This window comes from Streptococcus oralis (genome assembly GCF_965111685.1).
In the GTDB taxonomy this organism is placed as follows: Bacteria; Bacillota; Bacilli; order Lactobacillales; family Streptococcaceae; genus Streptococcus; species Streptococcus oralis_B.
In genome coordinates, this window is sequence record NZ_OZ217340.1 from 1,027,619 (window position 1) to 1,053,098 (window position 25,480).

General features: G+C 39.9%; 20 protein-coding genes. 1 reads left to right on the top strand and 19 read right to left on the bottom strand.

Annotated elements, in window-relative coordinates; genetic code table 11:
- Positions 1-15: 15 nt before the first annotated feature.
- From ACLV7H_RS05400 to eno, 6 genes are all read right to left on the bottom strand, one after another.
- A complete protein-coding gene (locus tag ACLV7H_RS05400) occupies positions 16-519 on the bottom strand; it encodes a hypothetical protein (RefSeq protein ID WP_411866574.1) in 504 nt (167 codons plus the stop codon).
- A gap of 284 nt (positions 520-803) precedes the next feature.
- The gene (locus ACLV7H_RS05405; protein WP_045591307.1) at positions 804-1,346 is read right to left on the bottom strand and encodes a ClbS/DfsB family four-helix bundle protein; all 543 of its coding nucleotides are present in this window, start codon (positions 1,344-1,346) and stop codon (positions 804-806) included.
- A gap of 125 nt (positions 1,347-1,471) precedes the next feature.
- Positions 1,472-2,386 carry a peptidase gene (locus ACLV7H_RS05410; protein ID WP_411866575.1) on the bottom strand — a complete coding sequence of 305 codons (915 nt, stop codon included), beginning with the start codon at positions 2,384-2,386 and terminating at the stop codon, positions 1,472-1,474.
- A gap of 183 nt (positions 2,387-2,569) precedes the next feature.
- On the bottom strand, positions 2,570-3,406 hold the full coding sequence (locus ACLV7H_RS05415) for a GyrI-like domain-containing protein (protein ID WP_411866576.1): 837 nt from the start codon (positions 3,404-3,406) through the stop codon (positions 2,570-2,572).
- A 202-nt stretch (positions 3,407-3,608) separates the two neighbouring features.
- Positions 3,609-4,103 carry a YkgJ family cysteine cluster protein gene (locus ACLV7H_RS05420; RefSeq protein ID WP_411866577.1) on the bottom strand — a complete coding sequence of 165 codons (495 nt, stop codon included), beginning with the start codon at positions 4,101-4,103 and terminating at the stop codon, positions 3,609-3,611.
- A gap of 124 nt (positions 4,104-4,227) precedes the next feature.
- A complete protein-coding gene (gene eno, locus ACLV7H_RS05425) occupies positions 4,228-5,532 on the bottom strand; it encodes a surface-displayed alpha-enolase (RefSeq protein WP_045591303.1) in 1,305 nt (434 codons plus the stop codon).
- A 162-nt stretch (positions 5,533-5,694) separates the two neighbouring features.
- Here eno and ACLV7H_RS05430 point away from each other — a divergent pair, with 162 nt between their 5' ends.
- The gene (locus ACLV7H_RS05430) at positions 5,695-6,141 is read left to right on the top strand and encodes a DUF1694 domain-containing protein (protein ID WP_411866578.1); all 447 of its coding nucleotides are present in this window, start codon (positions 5,695-5,697) and stop codon (positions 6,139-6,141) included.
- Here ACLV7H_RS05430 and ACLV7H_RS05435 read toward each other — a convergent pair.
- From ACLV7H_RS05435 to ACLV7H_RS05495, 13 genes are all read right to left on the bottom strand, one after another.
- On the bottom strand, positions 6,138-7,253 hold the full coding sequence (locus ACLV7H_RS05435; RefSeq protein WP_411866579.1) for a glycerate kinase: 1,116 nt from the start codon (positions 7,251-7,253) through the stop codon (positions 6,138-6,140). The two genes, ACLV7H_RS05430 and ACLV7H_RS05435, sit on opposite strands and share 4 nt — an antisense overlap.
- 9 nt (positions 7,254-7,262) lie before the next feature.
- The gene (serB, locus tag ACLV7H_RS05440; RefSeq protein ID WP_411866580.1) at positions 7,263-7,907 is read right to left on the bottom strand and encodes a phosphoserine phosphatase SerB; all 645 of its coding nucleotides are present in this window, start codon (positions 7,905-7,907) and stop codon (positions 7,263-7,265) included.
- Positions 7,908-7,965: 58 nt separating this feature from the next.
- Positions 7,966-9,399 carry a glycogen synthase GlgA gene (glgA, locus tag ACLV7H_RS05445; protein ID WP_411866581.1) on the bottom strand — a complete coding sequence of 478 codons (1,434 nt, stop codon included), beginning with the start codon at positions 9,397-9,399 and terminating at the stop codon, positions 7,966-7,968.
- Positions 9,396-10,535: a glucose-1-phosphate adenylyltransferase subunit GlgD gene (glgD, locus tag ACLV7H_RS05450; protein ID WP_411866582.1), complete on the bottom strand. Its 1,140-nt coding sequence runs from the start codon at positions 10,533-10,535 to the stop codon at positions 9,396-9,398. Before glgD ends, glgA begins: the two co-directional genes overlap by 4 nt.
- A complete protein-coding gene (locus tag ACLV7H_RS05455; RefSeq protein WP_045591294.1) occupies positions 10,525-11,667 on the bottom strand; it encodes a glucose-1-phosphate adenylyltransferase in 1,143 nt (380 codons plus the stop codon). The genes glgD and ACLV7H_RS05455 overlap by 11 nt, the downstream gene beginning before the upstream one ends.
- A gap of 156 nt (positions 11,668-11,823) precedes the next feature.
- On the bottom strand, positions 11,824-13,719 hold the full coding sequence (glgB, locus tag ACLV7H_RS05460; RefSeq protein WP_411866583.1) for a 1,4-alpha-glucan branching protein GlgB: 1,896 nt from the start codon (positions 13,717-13,719) through the stop codon (positions 11,824-11,826).
- A gap of 271 nt (positions 13,720-13,990) precedes the next feature.
- The gene (locus ACLV7H_RS05465; RefSeq protein WP_411866584.1) at positions 13,991-15,415 is read right to left on the bottom strand and encodes an NADP-dependent glyceraldehyde-3-phosphate dehydrogenase; all 1,425 of its coding nucleotides are present in this window, start codon (positions 15,413-15,415) and stop codon (positions 13,991-13,993) included.
- Positions 15,416-15,612: 197 nt separating this feature from the next.
- Entirely contained in the window at positions 15,613-17,898 is a 2,286-nt protein-coding gene (gene pulA / locus ACLV7H_RS05470) for a type I pullulanase (RefSeq protein ID WP_411866585.1), read from the bottom strand.
- Positions 17,899-18,049: 151 nt separating this feature from the next.
- Positions 18,050-20,008 carry an NAD-dependent DNA ligase LigA gene (gene ligA, locus ACLV7H_RS05475; protein WP_411866586.1) on the bottom strand — a complete coding sequence of 653 codons (1,959 nt, stop codon included), beginning with the start codon at positions 20,006-20,008 and terminating at the stop codon, positions 18,050-18,052.
- An 89-nt stretch (positions 20,009-20,097) separates the two neighbouring features.
- Positions 20,098-21,276 carry an MFS transporter gene (locus ACLV7H_RS05480; RefSeq protein ID WP_411866587.1) on the bottom strand — a complete coding sequence of 393 codons (1,179 nt, stop codon included), beginning with the start codon at positions 21,274-21,276 and terminating at the stop codon, positions 20,098-20,100.
- Between the two features lie 80 nt (positions 21,277-21,356).
- On the bottom strand, positions 21,357-22,220 hold the full coding sequence (locus ACLV7H_RS05485; protein WP_411866588.1) for a MutR family transcriptional regulator: 864 nt from the start codon (positions 22,218-22,220) through the stop codon (positions 21,357-21,359).
- Positions 22,221-22,223: 3 nt separating this feature from the next.
- Complete coding sequence (locus ACLV7H_RS05490; protein ID WP_411866589.1) at positions 22,224-24,125, bottom strand: ATP-binding cassette domain-containing protein; 1,902 nt, start codon at positions 24,123-24,125, stop codon at positions 22,224-22,226.
- A gap of 78 nt (positions 24,126-24,203) precedes the next feature.
- Positions 24,204-25,358 carry a DUF5105 domain-containing protein gene (locus ACLV7H_RS05495; protein ID WP_045591282.1) on the bottom strand — a complete coding sequence of 385 codons (1,155 nt, stop codon included), beginning with the start codon at positions 25,356-25,358 and terminating at the stop codon, positions 24,204-24,206.
- Positions 25,359-25,480 lie beyond the last annotated feature (122 nt).

Below are 25,480 nucleotides of genomic sequence, written 5' to 3' on the forward strand. Positions count from 1 at the left end.
GCTCTTTATTAGTCTCTACCCCAACTCCTTGGCTATTCTGCTCTTTTCAAGTTTTCCCTTAGTAATTCTTTTCCATAAAACAAGTGGGTTCAAACTATAAGATAGGCGTAGGAGGAAATAATTAACCCATTCGATAAGAGCACAAAGTTGTATCAACGCGGCTAAAATAACCACTTGAACACTCTGGGTATTCCAGACAATAAAAGGAAGGCCTGAAATAAGTAAAATAAGGTCTAGTATTCTGAAACCACCAAATAGTTTGGGAACACTACCGCTTCCAAACTGAGGTTTTGACAGTCTTCTAATCAAAATTGCCCAATAGATTGAACCTTGAAGTAAAATAAATGTCAGTAAAGATAATGGATAGAGAATGGAGAATAGACTCCTCCAATCACCAAGGCTATTTTTCAAAAGGAAAAAACAAAACCAAATAGATAGGACGGCTGTGAACTCTCCCAAACAGAGGGACACCAACTCTTTTCTAACTTTCTCTTTTTGTATGTTCATCATTTCCCCCATCTATCTATCATCCTATATCAGAAAAAAGCCATTCGAACCAATTTATAGTCAACATTTCTCAGAATAAAGGCGTTCTAAGAATCGAACAGTTCAATTTCTTTAATATCAATGCAACTCTAAGTTTAGAATTACATTAAAATAAATGTTTTCGTACTATTCAAAGTCTATGATAGCCTTAAATTTTAATTTTTGAAGGATCCTAAAGCTAGAACAACTCAAAAATCACGAGAATGAAGCTATTCGAAGCTTAGAAGACCTTTTTCTAAACCTCATACCCACTTTAACTAGCAACACTTACAATTTTTCTGATGAGCTTTAAGTTTTTTGATAGCCCAATCATAGTGACTGGAAGTGCTACTGACAAAGTAGGAACCTAGACTTGTCCCTCCCGTCCACTTATAGACACCTTTTGTGAACAATTCGTCATTGCTAAAGCCTTCCATCAACTCTAAAACCTCTTCATGCGATTGATTGAGAAGTTTGGTCGCTTCTTCTAAGGACGTTCTCTGGTGCTTCTTCCAAATAGCGACATTCATTTCTCCATAAGTTTTCCAATTATAAGGTTCAGGGAGAAAAGGTCTTTCATGACCCTTTTGATTAGAATCTACCCAATTCAAAAGTAACTGATGCCATTCGTAGAGATGGATCAGGACATCCCGCAGATTTTTATCTCTTTTCCAATGAGCTTCTTTTTTCTTTTGGTCTTTTGAAAAATCAAAAGGAGTCTGTAGCTCCTCTTCACTTAATTTAGAGATAAAGTGATTGAGCTTTTCATAGTTTTCCTTAGAGGCTAGCGCTAATTCCTCTTTCGTTCTTGGTCTAGGCATAGGCGTTCTCCCTTCATTTTTAAGTTGGATATGCTATTTCCTCACTTCATTATACCATAATCAAAAAGCAGTTCTTCATTTTACGAAAAGCTGCTTTTACTAACTATTTTTTATGCTTATAGTCACTAGTTTACATATAAATCTCTAAAGCGACCATCTACTTCTGCTATCCGATAGAGCAAGTGGGCTAGTTCTTGATAATCTTCTTTTAAACATGAAAGATGGGCTTGGCCAAATAGAGTAGCCAATTCCTCTTTTAATCTTGCCCCTTCTGGATCATGAACTTTTAAGAACTTACTGAGATAGAGATTTCGAACAGCCGCAAGTTTGAAGCTGAAATACTGATGCAATTGTTTTTGCTCGGTATTTAATCCGTTTTCAGCAACTGCTTTTGCATAGAATTCCAAAACACCGCTTTGACCATTCAGATATCGGGTCTTTATTATCTTTGCTGTTTCCTGATAGATTTCAGTCTGACTAGGACTCTTGACCTTCTTAAAATTTCCCCACATGGAGTAAGATCCACGCTTATAGTCAATAGTCTCTGCCTTCCAGGCTTCTAATATGTCATTAAAAGCAACCTTCATGCAGGCAAAACCAGCTGGATCGTGCAAATAGAGATACTGATTATCAATGTCATACACGGTTACAAAGTGATCCACACCATAAAGGATTGTGTGATTGGGATTGTAGGTCAGATGGCCCATATCAAGAGGTCCCAGTACGACAGGTCCATTGGACAGAAATGTTTCCAACTTTCTTTTAACCTCTTCTAAATCTACTTTCACTCCATCTTTTAGATAGAAGTCCTCATAGTCAAACCCAAGTATTTTTAAAGAATGAGAGATTGAAAGATCTGGCATTCCATTATCAAAGAATACTAGAGGGTGCTGGTCATCTTCCTTTACGATACTAGCGCCATTTCCCATCACCATGATTGCCTCTAGAAAGTCTGCTTTAAAGTCATAGCCATAGCCATCCAGTGCCATTGCCAATGAATAACTATAGCAAAGTGACACATCTCCAAAATACATCTGCATATTCTTGCCTCCTTATCTTCTATGGGACTATTATACCGAGAAAACTATTCTCATGCCCCATAAATTCCAAACAAAAAAATAGGGCATGTTTGCTTTACGGACATGAATTTCCACAATAAAAGACTCTGTAGAGGTTCTTTCTACAGAGTCGGATTTGCATCTTTAAAAAAAGCAGAAAATTATCTAGTTCTTAATCACTGGTATCCAGAGCTCCATTTGATAGTCTGGTGACGACATGTCGCCTTCAGTATAGACTTCAAAGTCTGGCGCTCCTGAGTGGCGATAACCAGTTTCTGGGAAAAAGACCTCCAAAACATATTTCCAAGCATTGTGAATGCTAGCTGGTATAGGACCTTTGACTGGGACGATAGCATATTCAGCCGCTGGTATATCTTTGATTGACAGATCTAGTTCTTCTGCTTTAGTTTTATCCGTCACATCATAAGCAGCCATATAGTTGATGATTTCGCCTTCTTTGACATCCGAGCAGACGCCAAAGGATTGACCACTACCTAAACTTTCTAGGCTTTCAAAGCTGTGATGAGCATAGAGATACTCCCAAGCAGACGGGCATTTGCTATTGTCAATAGCTTCCAATAGGACGCCTGCCACAGTAAATGCAGGCTTCTTTTGAATCTTGATATCCATGTTCTTTCCTCCTGTGATTTTTAAGGATAATTGAAGCTTAGGAAAGACCCGATAAGGTTTTCCATTTCGAACTTCTGAGGGAGTTTCCCCATGGAATTTCTTAAAGGCTGAGCTGAAGGCATCCGCAGACTCATAGCCGTATTTCAGTGCTATATCAATGACTTTCTCAGAACCTTCCCGCAAGTCTGTAACTGCTTCTGACAGCCTACGATTGCGCAAATATTCTGCCAAGGTCATATCAGCCATGATGGAAAAGATTCTGCTAAAAAAAGGATAAGAATAGCCTGATATCTGCTGAAATCTTTTCATATCCACTTCTCCAGTCAGCTGCTGCTCCAAATAATCCATGGTTTGATTGAATTGATGCATCATATTCGTTTCTACTTACCTCCACAAGATACAAAAATCCTTAAAAGCAAAATGAAAATAGAAAAATTGACGCCAGAGCTTCTAGTCCTAGAAATTTTATCTTTTTCGAACAGCTTTTAGGCCGTGTTCAATTCTATCTATAGTCTATCAGATATCAGATACTTCCGCCCTAGAATCTTTGTACAAGATTTAAAGGTGTAAATTTCTATAACTTATCCTTTAATTTCTCAACAAAGAGATAAGCTGCAGGACAAGTCAAGGTGTTCTTAATCGTCAAATGATTGATTTGATGAATCTTCTTACGGTCTGTATGTGGGAACTCTCGACAGGCCTTTGGACGAACATCATAGATAGAACAGAGATTGTCTCCACCTAGGAAGGGGCAAGGCATAGATTTAAAAACCTTGTCACCGTCTTCGTCCACCTGAAGGAATTCCGCTTCAAAAGCTGATAATTTCATCTTAAAGTACTTAGCAATACGGGTAATATCGGCTTCCTTAAAGTCAGGCCCCAATGTCTTGCAACAGTTCGCGCAGGCAGTGCAATCAATCTCAGAAAAAACTTCTTCGTGAATTTGCTGGGCTATCTTATCTAAGTTTTTAGGAGGTTTTTTCTTTAGATTGGCTAAGACTTTTCGGTGCTCCTTTTGCTTTTGCAAGGCTAGTTGGTGATAGTACTCAATATCAATTTCTTTAGACATAGTTTCTTTCTAATACAAGTGTTTTTGTCTATTATACCATAAGTTATTTTTCATTTTTGATTATTGCACATAAAAAGCCCTTCGGATAAAATCCGAGGGGCTTAAAACGTTGTTAAATCAACGATTATTTTTTAAGGTTGTAGAATGATTTCAATCCACGGTATTCAGCTACTTCACCAAGTTGGTCTTCGATACGAAGCAATTGGTTGTATTTAGCGATACGGTCTGTACGTGAAAGTGAACCAGTCTTGATTTGTCCTGCGTTTGTTGCAACTGCGATATCAGCGATTGTTGAATCTTCAGTTTCACCTGAACGGTGTGATACAACTGCAGTGTAACCAGCTTCTTTCGCCATTTCGATAGCGTCGAATGTTTCAGTAAGAGTACCGATTTGGTTAACTTTGATAAGGATTGAGTTAGCAGCACCTTCTGCAATACCTTTTTCGAGGTAAGAAGTGTTTGTTACGAAGAAGTCGTCACCAACCAATTGAACTTTACCACCAAGACGTCCAGTAAGAGCTTTCCAACCGTCCCAGTCGTTTTCGTCCATACCGTCTTCGATAGTGATGATTGGGTATTTGTTTACCAATTCTTCAAGGTAGTCGATTTGTTCTGCAGCAGTACGTACAGCTGCTCCTTCACCTTCGAATTTAGTGTAGTCGTAAACTTTACGTTCTTTATCGTAGAATTCTGATGAAGCACAGTCAAATCCGATAAATACGTCTTTACCAGGAACATATCCAGCAGCTTCGATCGCAGCAAGGATAGTTTCAACACCATCTTCAGTTCCTTCGAAACGAGGAGCGAATCCACCTTCGTCACCTACGGCAGTTTCCAAACCACGTGATTTAAGGATTTTCTTAAGAGCGTGGAAGATTTCAGCACCCCAACGAAGAGCTTCTTTGAATGATGGTGCACCAGCAGGTACGATCATGAATTCTTGGAAAGCGATTGGAGCGTCAGAGTGAGAACCACCGTTGATGATGTTCATCATTGGAGTTGGAAGAACTTTAGTGTTGAATCCACCAAGGTAGCTGTAAAGTGGGATTTCAAGGTAGTCAGCAGCAGCACGAGCTACAGCGATAGACACACCAAGAATTGCGTTTGCACCCAATTTACCTTTGTTAGGAGTACCGTCAAGTGCGATCATAGCACGGTCGATAGCTTGTTGGTCACGTACATCGTAGCCGATGATAGCTTCAGCGATGATGTTGTTTACGTTGTCAACAGCTTTTTGTGTACCAAGACCACCGTAACGAGATTTGTCACCGTCGCGAAGTTCAACTGCTTCGTGTTCACCAGTAGAAGCTCCTGATGGAACCATACCACGTCCGAAAGCACCTGATTCAGTATAAACTTCTACTTCAAGTGTTGGGTTACCGCGTGAGTCTAGGACTTCGCGAGCGTAAACATCAGTAATAATTGACATTTTTTACTCTCCTTTGAGTTAAATTTTTTACACCTCTATGATACCTTAAAAATAAGCGTTTTTCAAGAAAAAACGTTATCTTTGTGCAAATTTTCCTTAACTTTATAAAGTAATCGCTTTCTTTTGTCTGTTCTCTTACGATTTTTGTGATATACTGTTTTTATGACAGATTTATCAAAACAACTACTAGAAAAAGCTCATGGTGGGCCGAAATTAAACCCTGACGAACAACGCCGCTATCTCGGTACTTTCGAGGAAAGAGTTCTTGGCTACGCTGATATCAATACTGCCAATAGTCCTGAATTAGAACATGGATTTTTCTCTATTTTAGAGGGTTTTCAAGAAAAGGTAGAGGAACTTTTTGTGAAAATTTCACCAAATATCGAGTTTGACAAACAGGTCTTTTACTTAAAACAAGCAAAGGAAAGTAATTGCCAGGCGACTATTGTTTCAGACGATCATATAACCTCTCCTTTCGGTCTTGTCGTTCATACAAATGAACCTGTTCAAGTAGACGAAAAGGACCTTAGAATTGCTTTCTCAAGCCTCTGGAAAGAGAAAAAGGCAGAGGCTCCTAAAAAATCTATCTGGAAAAAATGGTTTGGTTAATGATTTCTCATATTTAATAAATGACCGATATTAGTAGCTGTGTGCTCCAAATAGAGACTTGCATTTTTCAGACTGTCTTCCAAAGGTTCACTTTTCTCTAGGATAGAGAATGCTGCTTGTATATTTTCAAATGGTAGGGGAGGCAAATCGTTAGAAAGACTACCACAAATAGCAATAACAGGAACTCCGTTAGGAGTTCTTTTTGCTACACCGATAGGAGCTTTTCCAGCAAAGCTTTGACTATCCAGTCTGCCTTCTCCAACGATAACCAAGTCGGCCCCTGCAACCTTCTTGTCAAAGTCAATCAAATCTAAGCAAGTGTCAATCCCAGATACGATACTGGCCTCAGCAAAGGCACAGAGCCCAGCAGCAATCCCACCCCCAGCTCCTGCTCCTTTGAGAGAGCGGGTTGATGGCGAGAATTTTTCATAGAACCTCTGTATAGCCAGATCTACTGTTTCAAATAAACTGGGTTCCAAGCCCTTTTGTTTTCCAAATGTATAGGTTGCTCCTTGATGACCACATAGAGGGCTCACAACATCTGCTAAAATGCGGATTTTCACATCTTCAGGAATTCTATACAAGTTACTATTTGAAACTGACTCGAACTCAAGCAAAGTCTGACCGCGAGCTGGCAATTCTTTTCCCTTCTTATCATAAAAACGATAACCTAAACCAGCAGCAATGCCTATCCCACCGTCATTACTAGCCGTACCACCAACTCCGATATAGATTTCTTTCATCCCTTGATCAATGAGATGGCGAATCAACTCTCCAATACCTCTGGTTTGGATGTGGAGAGGTTTTCGTTTCTCACGCGGAATCTTTCCAAGACCAACCAAATCAGCAACTTCAAAGAGCACTATTTGACCGTTTTGAAAGTAACGCATTGCTTCATTTAGACCAAAAGGTCCCGTAACCTCTTGCCATTTTTCTTCGAGTTCAAGAGAATGGCGAATAGCATCTACAGTTCCTTCCCCACCATCACCAACAGGGCAAAGCAGACATTCTACATCCGCTATTGACTGTTCGAAGCCTTTTTTTATAGCTTGAGCGACCTCCTCTGCCGTCAAACTTTCTTTAAAAGAATCAGGTGCAATTACAATTTTCATAGTTCCCTCTCATTCTAAGAAATCAATCAAAGGAAGAACTTCCAAAAAATCCCTCGTATCTACATGACAAGCTATCTCTGCTTTTACGACCTCCTTGGCACAAAAGGCTATGCCGTGACCTGCTGACTTTAACATCAAGAGGTCATTAGCTCCATCACCGATGGCAATCGTTCTTTCTTTGGGAAGTTCTAATTCCGTTCTCCAAATCTCAAGAGTAGCTTTTTTTACTTGACCTGTCAGAATTTCACCAACTAATTGTCCTGTTAAAAAACCGTCTTTGACTTCCAACTGGTTAGCAGAGAAATAGGAGATACCAAGGGATTTTGCTAATCTCTCAACTATTGGTGTAAATCCGCCAGACACTAGACCAACTAGGATGCCCTTCTTTTGAAGTATGGAGATAAATTCTTGAGCATTCTTGGACAGGTGAATGGATTTGAAAACAGTATCAAAGACCGAAATCGGAAGACCTTCCAACAAGGACACTCTTTTTCTTAAACTGCTTTCAAAGTCTAACTCTCCTCGCATTGCACGACTTGTAATCTGCGAAATTTCCTCCTCACAAGCTGCCTCTCTTCCCAACAAATCAATCACTTCTTCTAAGATTAAGGTTCCATCAACATCCATGACACACAAACCTTTTACTTGAGACATCAGTTCTCCTCTCTAAACAGCCCAAAAATCGTATGAAAGAATCATACGATTTTATCTATTAGTTGACTAAACTATAGTACAAGTCTAGGTAAGATTTACAGGCTGTATCCCATGAGAAATCACACTCCATAGCTTGTTTTTGTAGATTTCTCCAAACGTCCGGCTGGTACTTATAAACTTCCAAGGCTGTTTGGAAACTCCAGTTAAGCCAGTATGGTGTTAAATTGTCAAAGCTAAATCCAGTACCAGTTCCTTCAATCGGATTGAAGGATTGAACTGTATCTCTTAGTCCACCCACTTCATGAACCAATGGTAGTGTTCCATAACGCATGGCCATCATTTGTGACAAGCCACATGGTTCAAAACGGCTTGGCATGAGGAAGAGGTCACAAGCTGCGTAGATTTCTTGAGCAAGTTTAACGTCAAACGTGATATTTGCTGATAACTTGTCAGGATAGACTTGAGCAAACCACGAGAAGGAATGTTCAAAAGACGGATCACCTGTTCCTAAAAGGACTATTTGAACGTCCTCCTGTAAGAAACGGTGCAAGCTTTCTACCACAACATCAAAACCTTTTTGGCGCGTCAAACGAGAGACAATCCCAACTAGAGGAACATCTGCTCGCAATGGTAACCCAACTCTCTCTTGCAATTTTGCTTTGTTTTGAGCTTTTCCAGACAAATCTTCCTTATCAAAATGATAGTCTAAAAGCGGGTCTGTTTGAGGATTATAAAGATCTGCGTCAATACCATTGACAATACCTGAAACCTTACCTGACTCCATCCGAAGAATCTGGTCCAAACCGCAGCCGAATTGACTGGTCATAATCTCGTGCGCATAGCTAGGGGAAACGGTTGAAACACGATCCGCGTATAGGATACCAGCTTTCATCCAGTTGAGGCAATCATTCCAGCGGAGAGTGCCATCAGCGTAGCGCTCAAAGCCAACGCCGAACAAATCCCACAACATTCCTTCAGAAAATTGACCTTGGAATTCCAAATTGTGAATGGTTAAAACTGTTCTGATTCCTTGATAGGCTTGAATCCAGCTATACTTTTCCTTTAACAAGAATGGAATCATGGCTGTATGGTAGTCATGAACATGGAGAAGGTCAGGGATAAAGCCGATGCGTTCCATGGCTTCAAGAGCAGCCAGTTGGAAAAAGGCAAAGCGTTCGCCATCGTCAAAATCACCGTACACATGACCTCGGAAGAAATAATATTGATTATCAATGAAGTAGAAGGTAACCCCATTCAAGACAGTTTTCTTAATACCACAGTACTGTCTACGCCATCCTACACTAACTTCAAAGTGGAGAACATCTTCTATCTGGTCACCAAACTTAGCTTCTACCATATCATAGTAAGGCAAGAAAACTGCAACTTCGTGCCCCGCTTTTACAAGTGATTTTGGAAGTGCGCCAATGACATCGCCCAAACCACCTGTTTTTGAAAAGGGTGCCCCTTCTGCCGCTACAAATAAAATTTTCATGAATAAATGTCCTCTGTTACTGTTTCACCCTTCTTCACTACAACTGGATGTTCTGCTGTTCCTCGAATGACAACACCGTCCGCAACTTCAACTCCTTTGTCTAGGATGGCATATTCAACTTGGGCACCCTGACCGATCACAACTCGAGGGAATAAAATGCTGTCTTTCACCTCACTATCTTTGTGAACATAAATGTTACGAGATAGAACTGACTGAACTACTTCACCCTCAATGATACTACCAGAAGCAAACTGAGAATTACTTACTTTTGAAGTATTCGCATAGTAGGTTGGTTCTTCATTCTTAACTTTGGTATAAATTTTTTGATTTGGTGAGAAAAGAGAGTAGAATTTTTTAGATTCAAGCATATCAATGTTTGCTTGATAATAGGACTGAACAGAATGAATGTTCGCTAAGTAGCCTGTGTATTCGTAAGCAAAAGCTCCTTCTTTTGCAGCTAAATCGCGGAGAACATAACGCAACTTTTCAGGATATTCTTTCTGAGCCTCTTCTTCAAGTCGTTCAATCAACCAAGGAGTATCCACAACAAAGATATCTGTAGACATGTTGAAGAGTTCATCCATAGATTTATTATCAAAGAGTTTGTGCGAACGAACATGGTCAGTTTCATCAATTTCCAAGATAGCATTCACATCTGAAATGTCTTTCTTCGGAAGTTTCTTATATACAACTGTGATAGGACCTTTCGTTGTATTGTGTAGGTGGAAGACTTGATTCAAGTCAATATTCACCAGCACATCGCAGTTGATCGAAACGGTTTGGTTTGAACCTGAACGTCTCAAGTAGGTAAGAAGCTGTTGGTAATATTCTTTTCCAACTGTACTGCTTTCAACACGAGTATTATAAATTCCTAGATAGTAGTGACTTAGAAGGGTGGACAAGCCCCACTCACGACCTGAACGGATATGGTCGAATACTGAGCTGATATTATCTTGTTGGAAAATACCAAAGATACTACGAACACCTGCATTTGCAAGACTGGAAAGGGGGAAGTCAATCAAACGGTATTTTCCACCGAAAGGTAAGCTAGCTACCGGACGGTGTTCTGTTAACGTTGACATGTCATGAAAACCAACTGTGTTTCCTAAAATGGCTGAATATTTATCAATCTTCATCTGTTGCTACCCCCACTACTTCATTGTATCCTACTACTTGTACTTCATCCGTTCCGTCAATCTCTACGCCGTCTGCAATAATGGCACCCTCACCAATAATAGCACGAGCAATCTTTGCTCCATGGCCAATAATAGCCCCACTCATGATGACAGAATCAACGACCTCGGCTCCTTCACGTACTTGTGCTTCTGTTGATAGAATCGAACGTTTTACAGTTCCATCTACAAAACAGCCATCCACTACCAATGAATCCTCAACGTGTGCATGCGCACCAAAATAGTTGGGTGGTGAGATCAAGTTTCTTGAGTAAATTTTCCATTGACGATTGCGGCTATCCAAGGCATTTTCTGGTGAAATATATTCCATATTGGCTTCCCAAAGTGATTCGATGGTACCAACGTCTTTCCAGTAACCACTAAATTCATAGGCATAGACACTTTCACCAGATTCGAGATAGTTAGGGATAACGTTCTTCCCAAAGTCTGACATATCCACATTGCTCTTTTCAGCAGCAACAAGCATATTGCGAAGTCGTTTCCAGTCAAAAATATAAATCCCCATAGAAGCCTTTGTAGACTTAGGTTGCGCAGGTTTTTCTTCGAATTCAACGATACGGTTATTGGCATCTGTATTCATGATACCAAAACGGCTAGCTTCTTTGAGAGGTACGTCTAGGACAGCTACTGTCAAACTGGCATTGTTATCCTTATGGGACTGAAGCATATCATCGTAGTCCATCTTGTAGATGTGGTCACCAGAAAGAATCAAAACATACTCAGGATTAACACTGTCGATGTAGTCAATGTTTTGGTAGATAGCGTGACTAGTCCCCTCAAACCAACGGTTTCCTTCGCTGGCTGAATAAGGTTGTAAAATAGAGACACCTGAGTTGATACCATCCAATCCCCAGCTAGAACCATTTCCGATATGGTTGTTCAAAGCAAGAGGTTGGTATTGCGTAATCACACCAACATTATGGATTCCAGAGTTTGCACAATTGGAAAGAGCAAAGTCAATGATACGGTAGCGCCCACCGAATTGCACTGCCGGTTTGGCAATGCTTTGAGTGAGTTTTCCGAGACGAGTTCCTTGCCCACCCGCAAGGATTAAAGCTAGCATTTCATTCTTCATTTTCTACTCCTTTATAAAGACATGTGAACGTTAAAATCGAAAGAAGGTCGGAAGTCAAACTTTTTTATAAAATAATAGGAAATCCATTTCTCTTGTGTTTCAAGTCCAATACAAGTACATCCGTTTTTAAAATCTAAAAAAATCATCAACAGCCCATTATTCTTTTTTCTTAGCTGGTTTCAAACGACGCTTGATCTTCCAGATGCTTGCTCCCATGGCAGGCAGGGTAAAGGTCAAAGTCTGCTCATAATCTTTCCATAAGCCTTCTTGAGTCTGAACTGTTTGATTGTGCTCTTTCCACACACCTCCCCATTCTTCTAGTTCTGTATTCCAAACTTCTTCGTAAATACCTGCAACAGGTAAACCAATCGTAAAGTCCTTACGTTCAACTGGTGCCATATTAAAGACACAGACTAACATTTCGTCCTTCTTGCCCTTACGAATAAAGGAAAGGACACTCTGATCTCTATTATCAGCATCGATGATTTCAATACCGTCATAGCTAGTATCAATCTCCCAAAGGCAACGATGGTCTTTGTAAAATTGATTAAGCTGCGAAGTAAAGTGTTTCATCTTAGAGTTCATGTAATCTTCTAAGTTAGACCATTCCAACTGCTCCTCAGACTTCCATTCTAGGAATTGTCCATACTCACTACCCATGAACAAGAGTTTCTTACCTGGATGACAAATTTGATAAGTGTAGAGATTGCGCAGACCAGCGAACTGATTGTAGCGATCCCCCCACATCTTATGCATCATACTCTTCTTACCATGAACTACTTCATCATGTGAGAAAGGTAAGAGATAGTTTTCATTGAAAACATACATAAAGCTGAAAGTCACAAGATTAAAGTCATACTTGCGATAAATCGGATCCTCCTCGTAGAAACGGAGGATATCATTCATCCAGCCCATATTCCATTTATAGTCAAATCCAAGGCCACCTGACTCTTTCAAACCAGTAATCTGGGTAGCTGACGAACTTTCTTCTGCAATCATCATCACATCTGGGTGCTCTGACTTGATCACATCATTCAAACGTTGAAGGAAATAGTAGCCTTCGTAGTTGAGGTTCCCGCCGTCTTTATTTGGAGTCCATGGAGCATTATCATAGTCGAGATAGAGGATGTTGCTAACCGCATCTACTCGAATACCGTCTAAATGATAAAACTCAATCCAGTGTTTGATACTGGAAATCAAGAATGACTGAACTTCATTCTTACCAAGGTCAAAGTTAAGAGCTCCCCAACCGTAGTTATGGGCCTTGTTGTGATCTTGGTATTCAAAAGTTGGTGTGCCGTCATAATATGCTAATGCATCATCATTAATAGTGAAATGACCTGGAACCCAGTCTACAATAACACCGATATTATTTAAATGGCATTCCTCAACAAAATCCTGAAATTCTTCTGGTCGCCCATAGCAATGTTCTAGAGCAAAATAGCCCATGAGCTGATAGCCCCAACTCAAACCAAGCGGATGCGCCATTAAAGGCATGAACTCAATGTGAGTATAGTTCATCTCAACCAAATAAGGAATCAACTCTTCTTTTAGTTGTGCAAAACTATAGGAACTACCATCTGGATTTCTCTTCCAAGACCCAGCGTGCGCTTCATAGATATTGACTGGACGTTCAGCAAAACCTAGCCGTTTTCTACGTGCTAACCAAAGACCATCCTTCCATTTCTTGTCAGGAATATTTGTTAGAATAGCTCCTGTACCTGGGCGAGCTTCAAAACGGAAGGCCATAGGATCAACCTTCATAATCTGATGACCATTTGCTCGAGTGATATGGTATTTATAGATTTGTCCTTCATGAGCTAGGCTAGTAAAAACTTCCCAAACTCCAAATTCATTTCGAACCATAGGAATTTGATTCTCAACCCAATTAGTAAAATCCCCAACTAGATGAACTGCTTGTGCATTTGGGGCCCAAACCCTAAAAGTATAGCCAATTTCTCCGTTTTTCTCCTCTCTATGCGCTCCTAAATAATGCTGGAGGTGAAAATTCTCACCTGTAGTAAAGGTTCTTAATGCTTCTTGATTATTCATTCGATCCCCTCTCTTTTGTAAGCGTTTTCCATAATTCTATTATACTCTCTTTTAAGATAACTTTCAAGTAATTTACGAAGGAAATCATATTTTTTTATGAAAGCCTTCAAAAAATTACCTAGCATTTTATAAAAGATATCCTGAAAATAGAATACGAAACAATTTCCATATATTTTTTTATTATAATACCAGAATATTCGTTTTTTATCAATTTTAAACTGTATTTTTTTGAAAAAATAAAATCAGGAAGTCGATTTCCTGATTTTATAAATTATTTTACATCAAAAACAACGGATTTTACATTTGTCATCGCTTCGATACTATATTTAATTCCTTGTACTCCTGCACCAGAACCTTTTACACCAAGGAATGGGAAATTGTCTGGTCCACGCTGTGTTTTATTATTAATATGAACGGTACCCACTTCAAGTTTTTCAGCAATTTCAAACGCCTTCTTAAAGTCATTTGTAAAGACTGAAGATTGAAGACCGAATTCTGATTCATTAGCAATTTCAAGTGCTTCATTGGCATCTGCAACTCGTATAATTGGGAGAACAGGTCCAAATGGTTCTTCCCAGGCTAATTTCATATCTCTTGTGACATAATCAAAAAGTCCTGGCCAAATGAGATTATTCTCACGTTTGATTGGGCTGAGCGCTTTGGCTCCTTTTTCATGAGCATCTTCAATCAATCCCCAGATGAAATCAGCTGAAGCATTGTCAATAACAGGTGTGATATCTGCATTGTCAAATGGATCACCGACTGTTAGCTTAGCAACTTCAGCCTGGAGCAATTCAGCCAATCTATCTGCTACGCTTTCCACAACCAAAACACGCTTGATAGCGGTACAACGTTGACCAGAGTAGCTAAAGGCACCACCTACGATTTGCTTAGCTGCATTTTCTAAATCTGCATCTTCTAAGACAATTGCTGCATCTTTCCCACCAAGTTCAAGCATAATCGGGCGCATACCGGCTAAACGACCAATACGCTCACCAATCGGTGTTGAACCTGTAAAGTTAATGAAGTTCACTTCCTTGTGTTCGATGATGTAGTCTCCGATTTCAGAACCACGTCCAGTGATGGTGTTAAAGACACCTGCTGGGATTCCTGCTTCGTCAAATGCTTTAGCCAACAAGAGACCAGAAATAGATCCTTGTGTTGGTGGTTTAAACATAACGACATTTCCTGCAATCAAGGCCGGAGCAATCTTAGATCCAGAAAGGTTGACTGGGTAGTTAAATGGCGCGATAGCTAAAACGACACCAACTGGCTCACGACGAACAACGGCTAGTTTATTTTTACTTGCAGCTTCAAAACCGCCACCTTCCATTTCTTGTCCAGTGATACGGAGTCCTTCCTCAGCAGCAAAACGAATTAAGTCTGCTGTACGTACTACTTCTCCTATGGCTGCTTTAATTCCTTTTGCAACCTCCTTAGCAAGAATTGTACCAATTTTCTCTTTATCACGTTCCAAAATGTCTGCTGTCTTATGCAAATAGGCTGCACGCTCAACTAGTGCTAAATCACGCCATGCTGGGAGAGCTGCACGCGCTGCTTTCATAGCCTCATCTACTTCATCCTGACTCATAGCTGGTACTGTACCTAGCTTTTCCTGATTGATGGGAGAATAGATGGCAATTACATTCTCTGATGATTTCCATTTTCCATTCACTAAATTCTGATAATTTGTCAAATTCTCTTCCTCCTGAAAATGATTAAAACTTATTTTATCAAATTTTCAGAAAATTACAACCCCTTTTTGGAAAATATTGATATTTTTTTCACAAACTTGATTCTTCAAATTATTTGAAATTTATTCCTATTAGATATTGATTTTTCAATAAAAATCAAAAAAGGTCTAGAATTAACTAAACCTTTTTCTAGTATTTACTATGAAAGTACCTTCAAGACTGCAACGCTGATATCATCAATCACATTAGACTCTTGAGAACGACTGTTGGACACAAGCATTTCAAGATTTCCAGCATTTTCAAAGTAGAAGGAAGTTCCCTTGGCATTGAATACCACCAATAATTGCTCTGCTCCACCGTGAATTTCGTAAACAATCCATCCACTATTTTCAGCAGCTGTATGGACGAAGACATGACGATAAATTTCTTCGTATGTAGGATAAGAGAAGACATGCCTTTGTGTTTTTAGGCGAATAATCTGGCGAATAAAGTCAATGCTCTCTTGTCTCTCATTGATTAAATCCCAGTTGACCTGGTTGACGCTATCTGGAGCATTGTAACTATTCATGGCACGTTCTCTATCTGCAGGTGTCAGCTCACCATTTTCTCCTGTAGCAAGGAGTTTGGTGCGACCAAATTCTTGCCCCAGCTCTATAAAGGACATCCCTTGCATAAGAATGCTCATCGCTGTTGCTGTCTCGACCTGACGCATAATCTTATCTGAACTGTGATCTGGGTGAAGGGTTGCTAACAAATCATGCAAGTTATAATTATCATGGGCTTCCACGTAGTTAAGAACTTGGTTTGGACTAAGATATGAACCCAACTCTCGGCTACCAAGAATAGCTTTGGCTACAATCGGTTCTGTAGCTGCACCGCTAACAAATCCTGCCTTGATTGAGCCGTAAACTTCTCCTCCTTTGATGGCATCACGCTGATCGTCGTTGAAGAATCCAATATTTGGCATCTGATAGGCATTGTCCTTCTTGGCCTTATCATAAGGTGCAAGACCTGTCCCCATATCCCAGCCTTCTCCATAAGTGATAATACGGGGATCAACTTCATCAAGTGCCCAACGAATTGCCTGCATGGTTTTGACATCGTGAATTCCCAACAAGTCGAAACGGAAACCGTCAATATTGTATTCTTTCACCCAATAAAGGAGTGAGTCAATCATATACTTGCGGTACATTTCGTGTTCGCTTGCGGTTTCATTTCCTACACCTGTTCCGTTTTGGAAGGTTCCATCTGGATTCATACGATAATAATAATCGGGAACAGTTGTTTGGAAAGGTGCATCAACCGTTGAGAAGGTATGGTTGTAAACGACATCCATAATGATACCGATTCCCGCATCATGATAAGCCTGAATCATGGTCTTGAGGTCTCGAATAACCTGTCCAGGATCATCTAGATTACTAGAGAAACTTGTTTCTGGCGCATTGTAGTTTTGAGGATCATAGCCCCAGTTATAGGTTACATTTCCATCCTCGTCATATTCCTTATGGCGATCAAAGATTGGTTGGAGTTGAATATAGTTGCAACCAAGTTCTTTGATATAATCAAAGGCTGTTGCTTGACCATGCTGGTTAATCGTTCCGGTCTGGGCAGCCCCAAGGAAGGTCCCTCGAAGGTTTTCTGGAACTCCAGATGTTGGTGATTTTGTAAAATCACGAATATGCATTTCACAGATAACGGCTTTACATGGATTTTCCAAACGCCAAGGAGCGTCTGTCCCATGTTTAACTTCGAATCCTTCTACCTGTCTATCTTGCCGAGAGAGGATGACAGAACGTTTCCCATCAGGGCTTGTAGCGATGGTGTATGGGTCTCGTGTCAAGGTCTGGTGGTGTGGAAACTCAATCTGATACTGATAAGCTTTACCTGCAAGATTTTCATCCAGGTCTACACTCCAAACACCAATGGTATTGTACTTATGACTATATGAATAGCTATTTCCACGATTAAGATTAAAGGTTTTCCAAATCGACGCGTCGTTACTTGTATTTTCATAAACAATAACTTGGACTGATGTAGCTGTTGGAGCCCAGAGTTTAAAGCTTGTCTGGTAGTCAGAGATACTATAACCCAACTCTCCTTGGTATCCCCAATGGTGATCAAAACTTTCACTGTGAAGGGCTTTATCAAAAGCAAACGGGTTTCGATCTTTATAGCAAGGACTTGCAATGGCTGGATTTTCAGAATAATAAACCGTCTCATCACCATCCAAAATCCAAACCTCAGTCAACAGTGGGTAATAGTTAAACCGTAGGAGATAATATTTTGTCTTTCCATCTATTTCGACAGAAAAGGTCAAAGTATCGAGCCTTTCTACACTTGTGACTGTAAAGGAGAATTTTGCACCAAAATAATCATTTTCATAATACAAATTTTCTTTAACATCTACCTGTTTTCTACTGAATGAACAAGCATCATAATCCCCATTTTTTCGGTGAAAATGGATGACTACTGGGTATCTATACATTTCTTTTCCTAATTCCTAATTTCAATTTTTTTATGTAGTGCTGAAGAATTTAGCGGGAATTTCAGCACAATAGAGAATAGCATTAATAGATATAAAAACACATCAGGAGAGATAGTTCCAGACTATCTAATATCTAGTTTTCAACTATTCTTTACAAACTTTCTAGCCAAGCTTCATCTCGAACTTCGATACCAAGTTCTTGTGCTTTTTGGAGCTTGCTTCCTGCATCTGCTCCTGATACGACAAGATTCGTTTTCTTAGAAACACTGCCTGTGACTTTGGCACCCAGACTTTCGAGTTTGCTTTTGGCTTCTGAGCGCGTGAGACGTTCCAATTTTCCTGTTAATACAACTGTCAAACCTGACAAGGCCGCATCTGCTACTACTGTCTGTCCCTTGTAGTCCAGATTGACTCCAGCTTCTTTCAACTCGTCTAAGAGAATCTTCGATCCTTCTGTAGCAAAATAAGTCTGAAGGCTTTGAGCAATCACACTACCCAAGCTTTCAATACTAGCTACTTCCTCAGGATAAGCTTGGGCTAGATTTTCAATAGAGTGGAAATGTTGGAGCAAGAGTTGGCTAGCCTTGCTTCCGACATGGCGAATTCCCAGACCAAACAAGAGCTTTTCAGCAGAGTTTTCCTTAGATGCTTGAATAGCCTGATACAGTTTAGAAGCGGACTTTTCCTTGACACCTTCTAAAAGGAGAAAATCTTCTACTTTCAAACGGTAGATATCCGCCACATCTTTGACTAAATTGGCAGCAAAAAGCTTTTCAACGATAGATGGACCAAGTCCTGTAATATTCATAGCGTCTCGAGAGGCAAAGTGAATCAAACCTTCCATGATTTGGGCAGGACAGCGAGGATTGATACAACGAAGAGCCACTTCATCTTCAAAATGAAGCAAGTGACTGTCACAACTTGGACAATTAGTTGGAATATCTAGTTTTTCTTCAGAAACACGCTTGGACTCTACCACACGCAAAACAGCAGGAATGATATCTCCAGCCTTATAAACGATAACCGTATCATCCTTTCGGATATCCTTTTCAGCAATATAATCTACATTATGCAAGGTTGCACGGCTAACAGTTGTCCCAGCAAGCTGAACAGGTGTTAGATTGGCAGTCGGAGTCACAACACCCGTACGGCCAACTGTCCAGTCAACTGAAAGGAGCTGGGCTTCTTTTTCTTCAGCGGGAAATTTATAGGCGACTGCCCACTTGGGTGCTTTAACGGTAAAGCCAAGCTCTTCTTGACCTGCTAGGTCATTGACCTTGATGACCACCCCATCGATATCGTAGGGCAGTTTCTCCCGTTCTTGTCCTACTTCTTGGATAAAATCCCATATCTCATCTATACTTTTAGCTAGAATTCGTTTCGGATTAACCACAAAGCCAAGCTGTTCAAGATGCTTCAAGACTTTTTCTTGGCTATCACGAGTAGAAGGGCTTGCTTCTTGATATAGGAAAGTGGCAAGATTACGCTTAGCTACTACTGCTGTATCCAACTGACGCAAGGTGCCTGCTGCCGCGTTACGAGGATTGGCAAATTCAGGCTCCCCATTTTCTTGGCGGGCTTGGTTAACCTGATCAAACGAAGCGCGTGGCATATAACACTCTCCACGAACGGTGATATCTAGTTCTTCTGGCAAGGTCAAAGGAATGTTCTTGACACGCTTGAGGTTCTCTGTGATATTCTCTCCAATAGAACCATCCCCACGTGTCGCACCGACTACCAAAATTCCCTTTTCATAAGTTAGCGAGATAGACAAACCATCGATTTTCAGCTCGCAAATATAGGTCGGTTGGGGTAATTCCTTTCGCACACGCGCATCAAAAGCTTCTAACTCTTCACGTGAAAAAGCATCCTGCAAACTATAAAGAGGATACTGATGACTGTATTTTTCAAAACCATCTAAAACCTTACCACCAACACGATGAGTTGGACTGTCCGCTAAAACTTGATCTGGATAGACAGCTTCCAATTCGACCAACTTTCGGTAGAGGCGATCGTACTCGCTATCTGAAATCGAGGGATTGTCACTCGTATAGTACTCGGTCGCATAGCGGTTAAGTAAGGCAACTAACTCATTCATTCTTTCATTCATATTCCCATTTTACCACAAAGCAAGCCCTCCTCACAATAGAGAAGGGCTGAAAAATGGATTGTAGAGAAATATTTTCTAAAAAAAAGAAATTATAACTCTTTTTTAAAATGACTTCGCACATAAATGAGGGATAAACAAGACAGGGAAATAACCCCACTTCCAATGATCAGAAAAGAAGAAAGATGAACACTTGGTAGCACTGTCATAAAGCCTTTGGCAATCGGCATAAATAGGATGGCTAAGGTAAAAATGGTGCTTAGGACTCTCCCCAAGTATTCCCCCTCAACCTTGGTTTGAACCTGAGTAAAAAAGTGAATGTTAAATATCGTCATAAACAGTTCACAAACTAAATTTCCAGAAAAGGAAAGAAAAGTTGGCAGTGGTAACCCCATCATAAAAACTCCAACTCCAGTCAAAGCCAATAGAATCAAAAGATTATAAACACCTGCCTTTATTTTGCTAGCTAGAAGAGCTCCGATAATCGAACCAATAGCGCCCATAGTCAAAATAGTTGCATAAGCTCCTTCTACCCCGTATAGTCGATTTGAAAAAGGGAGGAGAAATTCAAAAGCTGCAAAAAAGAAATTAACACTGGAAGCTACTACCAAAAGGAAAAAGATCTCTTGCTGGCGCCAAATATAGCAAATCCCTTCTTTCATATCAGCAAAAATATTTTTCCAGCTGAGAATCCTTTTCACTTGTTCCTTAGCCTCTTTTTGGGGGAGGAAAGCTACTAAGATAAATGCGATGAAAAAACTAATGGCATCTAAAACAAGCGTCATATGGAGACTGGCAAATTGTAAAACGATGAAAGAAAGTACAGGGGAGCTAACGCCTACAACCTGCAAAACGAGCTCTAAGCGAGCATTATAGGTCACAATCTCTTCTTTTTCTACAACTTCAGTTATAATGGCTTTGTTGGCTGTACGAGAAAATGCAAAGGCAACCGCCTGAACAATATTTGCGAAGATCAGAGCAGCAATCATCAAGCTATCATTTCTGATGAAAGAAATAGCTAAACAGAGAATACCACAAACCAAGTCTGTCGTCATCAAAATTTTGCGACGCGAAAAGCGGTCTGAAATCACTCCACCAAAGGGATTGACCAGAATCGATGTGACGAGTTCAGAAATTTGATAAATCCCAAGAACAGTCTGTCCTATCGTCCCCATTGATGCTAACCAAACACTGTTTCCATAATCATAGAGCATATTTCCTATCTTATTAATAGCACCACGACTAATCAACTGGATTGCATGTCGATTCATATAAAAAACTCCTCTCAAATTTTGAAACTATTGTATCAAAACTGACAGGAGTATCTTCGATTTTCCCTTATTTGGGAAATTTAAGCATTTACAAATTTTTCATAATGTTCCTGATAGTAAGCCACTTGCTCTGGAATTCCAAGCACAGCAAAAATATGCATGGCTTCCTGCATCTGACTACAACCTTCTTCTTTCAGGTCCCTCTGGTAGAGGGCAAAACCCTTTAGATAATGGAAGATATTACGCTCATAAAGCTTGATACCATTTCCAATTAACTTCTCCACATAGCCCTCAAAATAGTCCGCATCCGCAAAGGAACGGTTCTCCAAACAATGCTGGTAACAGTTAAGAGCTAGAATCAAAACGAGTTTTCGATGGCGACCAATTTCTTTATAGTACTCCTCTCGTTCCATGACTTCTCTACCAATCCGAGCCACATAGTCCACATTGTAGAAAGTATAGAGATTCCCGAAAAGAATCAACTCATACATAGTCCATTCTTCTGTTTTAAAAAGATAATCTGCCACCTTTTCCAAATCACTCTGCCTCATCCTGTAGAGAGCATCTCTTTGACAAATAAGGCCTTGTAGCAGAATCCAATTCAGCTCAAAATAGAGGGGATTGGTCGAACTCTTTGCTTTCTTGAGCTGTTCCTTTTGAAGCTTTTGAAAACCTGCAATATCATTTGAGTAGTAAAGCGGAATAATCTGTGCCATCAAGGCAACATGTTCATTATTTTGAAAATCCCTAGCCTTATCCATGAAATTTTCAATGGTCACATGAATATTATCCAAAATCTCAAAGAAACGGGAAACTGCTAGGTCAGACTCCCCAAGCTCGAAGCGAGATAACTGAGAGGTTGAACATGATTCACCTGCCGCCTCTTTCAATGAGTACTTCCCACTTGTTCGAAATTCACGAAATACCTTTCCAAGATGTTCCATTTCTTACACCTTCTCCGATAATTCTTCCCACTCAAGCATAGCTTCTTCTTGACGATGGCTGATTTTGTCCAGTTCGGCCTGCAATTCCATGAGCTTTTCGGCATCGTTGGTTTCCAGCATTTGTTCAGAAATAGTTTGGCTTTGACTTTCTAACTCTTCGATTTCAGCCTCTAAACTCTCAATTTGTCGCATGAGCTTACGGGCTTCTTTCTGACTTTCTTTCTGAGCCTGGTAGTCATTGACTGGGCTCGGTTCTTTTGCTTGATTGCTAGTTGAAGCTTCCTCTGTCTGAATCGCTTCTACTTCTGCTTTCTTCTCAACATAGTAGTCATAATCTCCCAAGTAAAGAGTCGAACCATTCTCAGACAATTCCAAAACATGAGTGGCTACTCGGTTGATGAAATAACGATCATGGCTGACGAAAAGAAGGGTTCCATCAAAGTCAATCAGGGCATTTTCCAACACTTCCTTGCTATCAATATCCAAGTGGTTGGTTGGCTCATCCAAAATCAGGAAGTTATTGTTTTCCATTGAAAGTTTGGCAAGAAGTAAACGAGCTTTCTCGCCACCTGACAGCATCCCGACTGACTTTTTAACATCATCTCCTGTGAAAAGGAAGGCACCAAGGCGGTTACGGATTTCAACTTCTGGTGTCAGTTTAAAATCATTCCAAAGTTCATCCAGAACAGTATTACTTGCTGTTAGCTTACTTTGAGTCTGATCATAGTATCCAACCTCAACATTGGCACCAAAACGCTTCTCGCCCTTGATAAAGGGGATCTGGTCCACAATAGACTTGATAAAGGTTGATTTCCCGATGCCGTTTGGTCCAACGATGGCAACAGCATTCATTTTACGAAGGTCCAGATTGATTGGCTCTGATAGTATTTCCCCATCATAGCCAATAGCTGCATTTTCAACAGTCAAAACGACATTTCCTGACGTTTTTTCAGATTGGAAGGTCATATTGGCTGCTTTCTTGCCAGCTTCAGGCTTGTCCAAACGCTCCATTTTTTCTAGTTGTTTACGGCGAGATTGAGCACGTTTGGTTGTTGAAGCTCGGACTAGATTGCGATTGACAAAGTCTTCTAGAGCCTCGATTTCCTTCTGTTGCTTTTCATAGTTTTTTGCCTCAGTAGCTAGCTTTTGCTCCTTTAACTCAACAAAACGAGAGTAATTGCCTACATAACGATCCAAGGAATGCTTGGTCAAATCCAGTGTAACCGTCGCAACCTTGTCCAAAAAGTAACGGTCGTGACTGACAACAATGAGTGCACCACTATAATTTATCAGGTAATTTTCCAGCCAGGCAATAGTTTCGATATCCAGGTGGTTAGTCGGCTCGTCCAAGACCAAGAGATTTGGCTTTTCAAGGAGCATTTTAGCCAATGCCAGACGAGTATTCTGACCGCCAGAAAGCTCAGCAATTTTCATCTGCCACATAGATTCATCAAACTTAAAACCATTCAAGATAGCACGGATATCAGCTTCGTAGGTAAAGCCACCAGCCTGACGGAAATTCTCTGATAAACGATCATAATCCGCCATCAGTTTATCCAAATCATCACCAGACTTTTCTCCCATCTCTAATTCCATCTGACGCAGTTGCTCCTCAGTCCGACGCAAGTCATCAAAGACATGAAGCATTTCATCGTAAATGGTATTTTCAGACTCAAAACGGCTATCTTGTGCTAGGTAAGATAGAGAAATATCTTTTTTCTTATTGATTTCTCCACTAGTTGGCTCCTCTTCCCCAACCAAAATCTTCAAAAGAGTAGACTTACCTGCACCATTTTTCCCAACGAGGGCAATCCGATCACGTTCATCAACCTGCAGATTAATATTATCAAAAAGAACCTCTCCTGCAAAAGAGCGTTCAATTCTATTAGCTTGTAAAATAATCATATCTCTATTTTACTATCTTTTTCTCTTTTGCACAATTGCAACGAAAAAAGTTCGAGTCATAAACTCGAACTTTTCATCTTAGTATCCAATGCCTCCACGGAATGTGCGAGCCATATCTTTCAATTCATAGTTTTTAGAAGAGGTATCGATGGTCCATTTCCCATCTTTCTTAGTCATTTTAATTTCATAACCCTCTTTTTTCATGTTATCACTAGTATCTAGAGGAGTTGAATCAAATTGACTCGGTGCATTTTCTAAAATGTATTTTTCACCAGCTTTCATAGCTTCTGAGTAGTTGCTATATTTACCTTTGTTTTCTTCGTAGAATTTACGGCTCAATTCATGAACATTTAAGTTATCCAAGTCAATTGTTTCTGGTCTAACATAAACAACAGCATAATCTGGTAAATATGTCTTCACCTTATAATCAACTTTTGCTCTCTTAGCATTTGCTTTGATGTAAGCATCTGCAAATGTTCTAAGTTCTGAATCAGAAGGTTTGTAGTTATAGAAACCTTTTCCGAATGATTCTGTAAATTTCTTGATAAACTCTTCTTTATCAGCTTTCGCGTCGTTTGTGAACTCAGCGCTATCATCAGAAGATTTTTTATCATCAGCAAGTGCTACAACTTGCGACTTATTTTCTGTAGCGCTCAGGTTCGTTCCACCACCAGAGCTTTCTCCATTAAGGTAAACTGCATCGACATATTTTTTCATTACATCTTTTGCTTCATCAATATGATCCTCGTATTGGCTTGGATCAACCTTGATCGCTACATCGTTATTCTTTTTAGAGTCTTCTTTGATATCTTCGTAGAAGCTAGGTGCGAAGTGGAGTTCATACTTAGCATTCTTGTCGACTTCATACACTACATAACCAGCAACACTCTTTCCTTTAGAAAGACTGTCACCATATGACATAAATTTAGTTTTACTGTCGCTTTCGTGGATTTGAATTGGTTGTAATTTTTCATCTTTTTCATTATAAAGCGTAATATCTTGGCTAGTAAAACTAAACTGTTTATCACGATTGTTCTTGATTTCGACTTGAAGTGCAAGGTAGCTTGAAGATGAATCTTCATCTTTAGGCAATACAAACATACCGTCTTTTACAGAAACTTCAAAGTTTGAGTTCGAGGCAGTACCATTGTCGCTTGCTTTTTTTTGAGCCCCACAGGCAACAAGTGCTAAAGCTGATAAAAGCAAGGCAGAATGCTTAAGAATTTTTTTCATAATGGATTCTCCTTTAATGATTTACTATATTTTACCATACGCAGAATAAAAATCAAAACAGAAACCAGATATTTTCAAAATATCTTAAATTTATAGAGTTTTACATTAAATTTTTCTATCTG

What these genes read in the sequence shown, in the direction of transcription:
- ACLV7H_RS05400 (WP_411866574.1), bottom strand. Translation starts at nt 519, where the DNA reads ATGGGGGAAATGATGAACATACAAAAAGAGAAAGTTAGAAAAGAGTTG.
- ACLV7H_RS05405 (WP_045591307.1), bottom strand. Translation starts at nt 1,346, where the DNA reads ATGCCTAGACCAAGAACGAAAGAGGAATTAGCGCTAGCCTCTAAGGAA.
- ACLV7H_RS05410 (WP_411866575.1), bottom strand. Translation starts at nt 2,386, where the DNA reads ATGCAGATGTATTTTGGAGATGTGTCACTTTGCTATAGTTATTCATTG.
- ACLV7H_RS05415 (WP_411866576.1), bottom strand. Translation starts at nt 3,406, where the DNA reads ATGATGCATCAATTCAATCAAACCATGGATTATTTGGAGCAGCAGCTG.
- ACLV7H_RS05420 (WP_411866577.1), bottom strand. Translation starts at nt 4,103, where the DNA reads ATGTCTAAAGAAATTGATATTGAGTACTATCACCAACTAGCCTTGCAA.
- eno (WP_045591303.1), bottom strand. Translation starts at nt 5,532, where the DNA reads ATGTCAATTATTACTGATGTTTACGCTCGCGAAGTCCTAGACTCACGC.
- ACLV7H_RS05430 (WP_411866578.1), top strand. Translation starts at nt 5,695, where the DNA reads ATGACAGATTTATCAAAACAACTACTAGAAAAAGCTCATGGTGGGCCG.
- ACLV7H_RS05435 (WP_411866579.1), bottom strand. Translation starts at nt 7,253, where the DNA reads ATGAAAATTGTAATTGCACCTGATTCTTTTAAAGAAAGTTTGACGGCA.
- serB (WP_411866580.1), bottom strand. Translation starts at nt 7,907, where the DNA reads ATGTCTCAAGTAAAAGGTTTGTGTGTCATGGATGTTGATGGAACCTTA.
- glgA (WP_411866581.1), bottom strand. Translation starts at nt 9,399, where the DNA reads ATGAAAATTTTATTTGTAGCGGCAGAAGGGGCACCCTTTTCAAAAACA.
- glgD (WP_411866582.1), bottom strand. Translation starts at nt 10,535, where the DNA reads ATGAAGATTGATAAATATTCAGCCATTTTAGGAAACACAGTTGGTTTT.
- ACLV7H_RS05455 (WP_045591294.1), bottom strand. Translation starts at nt 11,667, where the DNA reads ATGAAGAATGAAATGCTAGCTTTAATCCTTGCGGGTGGGCAAGGAACT.
- glgB (WP_411866583.1), bottom strand. Translation starts at nt 13,719, where the DNA reads ATGAATAATCAAGAAGCATTAAGAACCTTTACTACAGGTGAGAATTTT.
- pulA (WP_411866585.1), bottom strand. Translation starts at nt 17,898, where the DNA reads ATGTATAGATACCCAGTAGTCATCCATTTTCACCGAAAAAATGGGGAT.
- ligA (WP_411866586.1), bottom strand. Translation starts at nt 20,008, where the DNA reads ATGAATGAAAGAATGAATGAGTTAGTTGCCTTACTTAACCGCTATGCG.
- ACLV7H_RS05480 (WP_411866587.1), bottom strand. Translation starts at nt 21,276, where the DNA reads ATGAATCGACATGCAATCCAGTTGATTAGTCGTGGTGCTATTAATAAG.
- ACLV7H_RS05485 (WP_411866588.1), bottom strand. Translation starts at nt 22,220, where the DNA reads ATGGAACATCTTGGAAAGGTATTTCGTGAATTTCGAACAAGTGGGAAG.
- ACLV7H_RS05490 (WP_411866589.1), bottom strand. Translation starts at nt 24,125, where the DNA reads ATGATTATTTTACAAGCTAATAGAATTGAACGCTCTTTTGCAGGAGAG.
- ACLV7H_RS05495 (WP_045591282.1), bottom strand. Translation starts at nt 25,358, where the DNA reads ATGAAAAAAATTCTTAAGCATTCTGCCTTGCTTTTATCAGCTTTAGCA.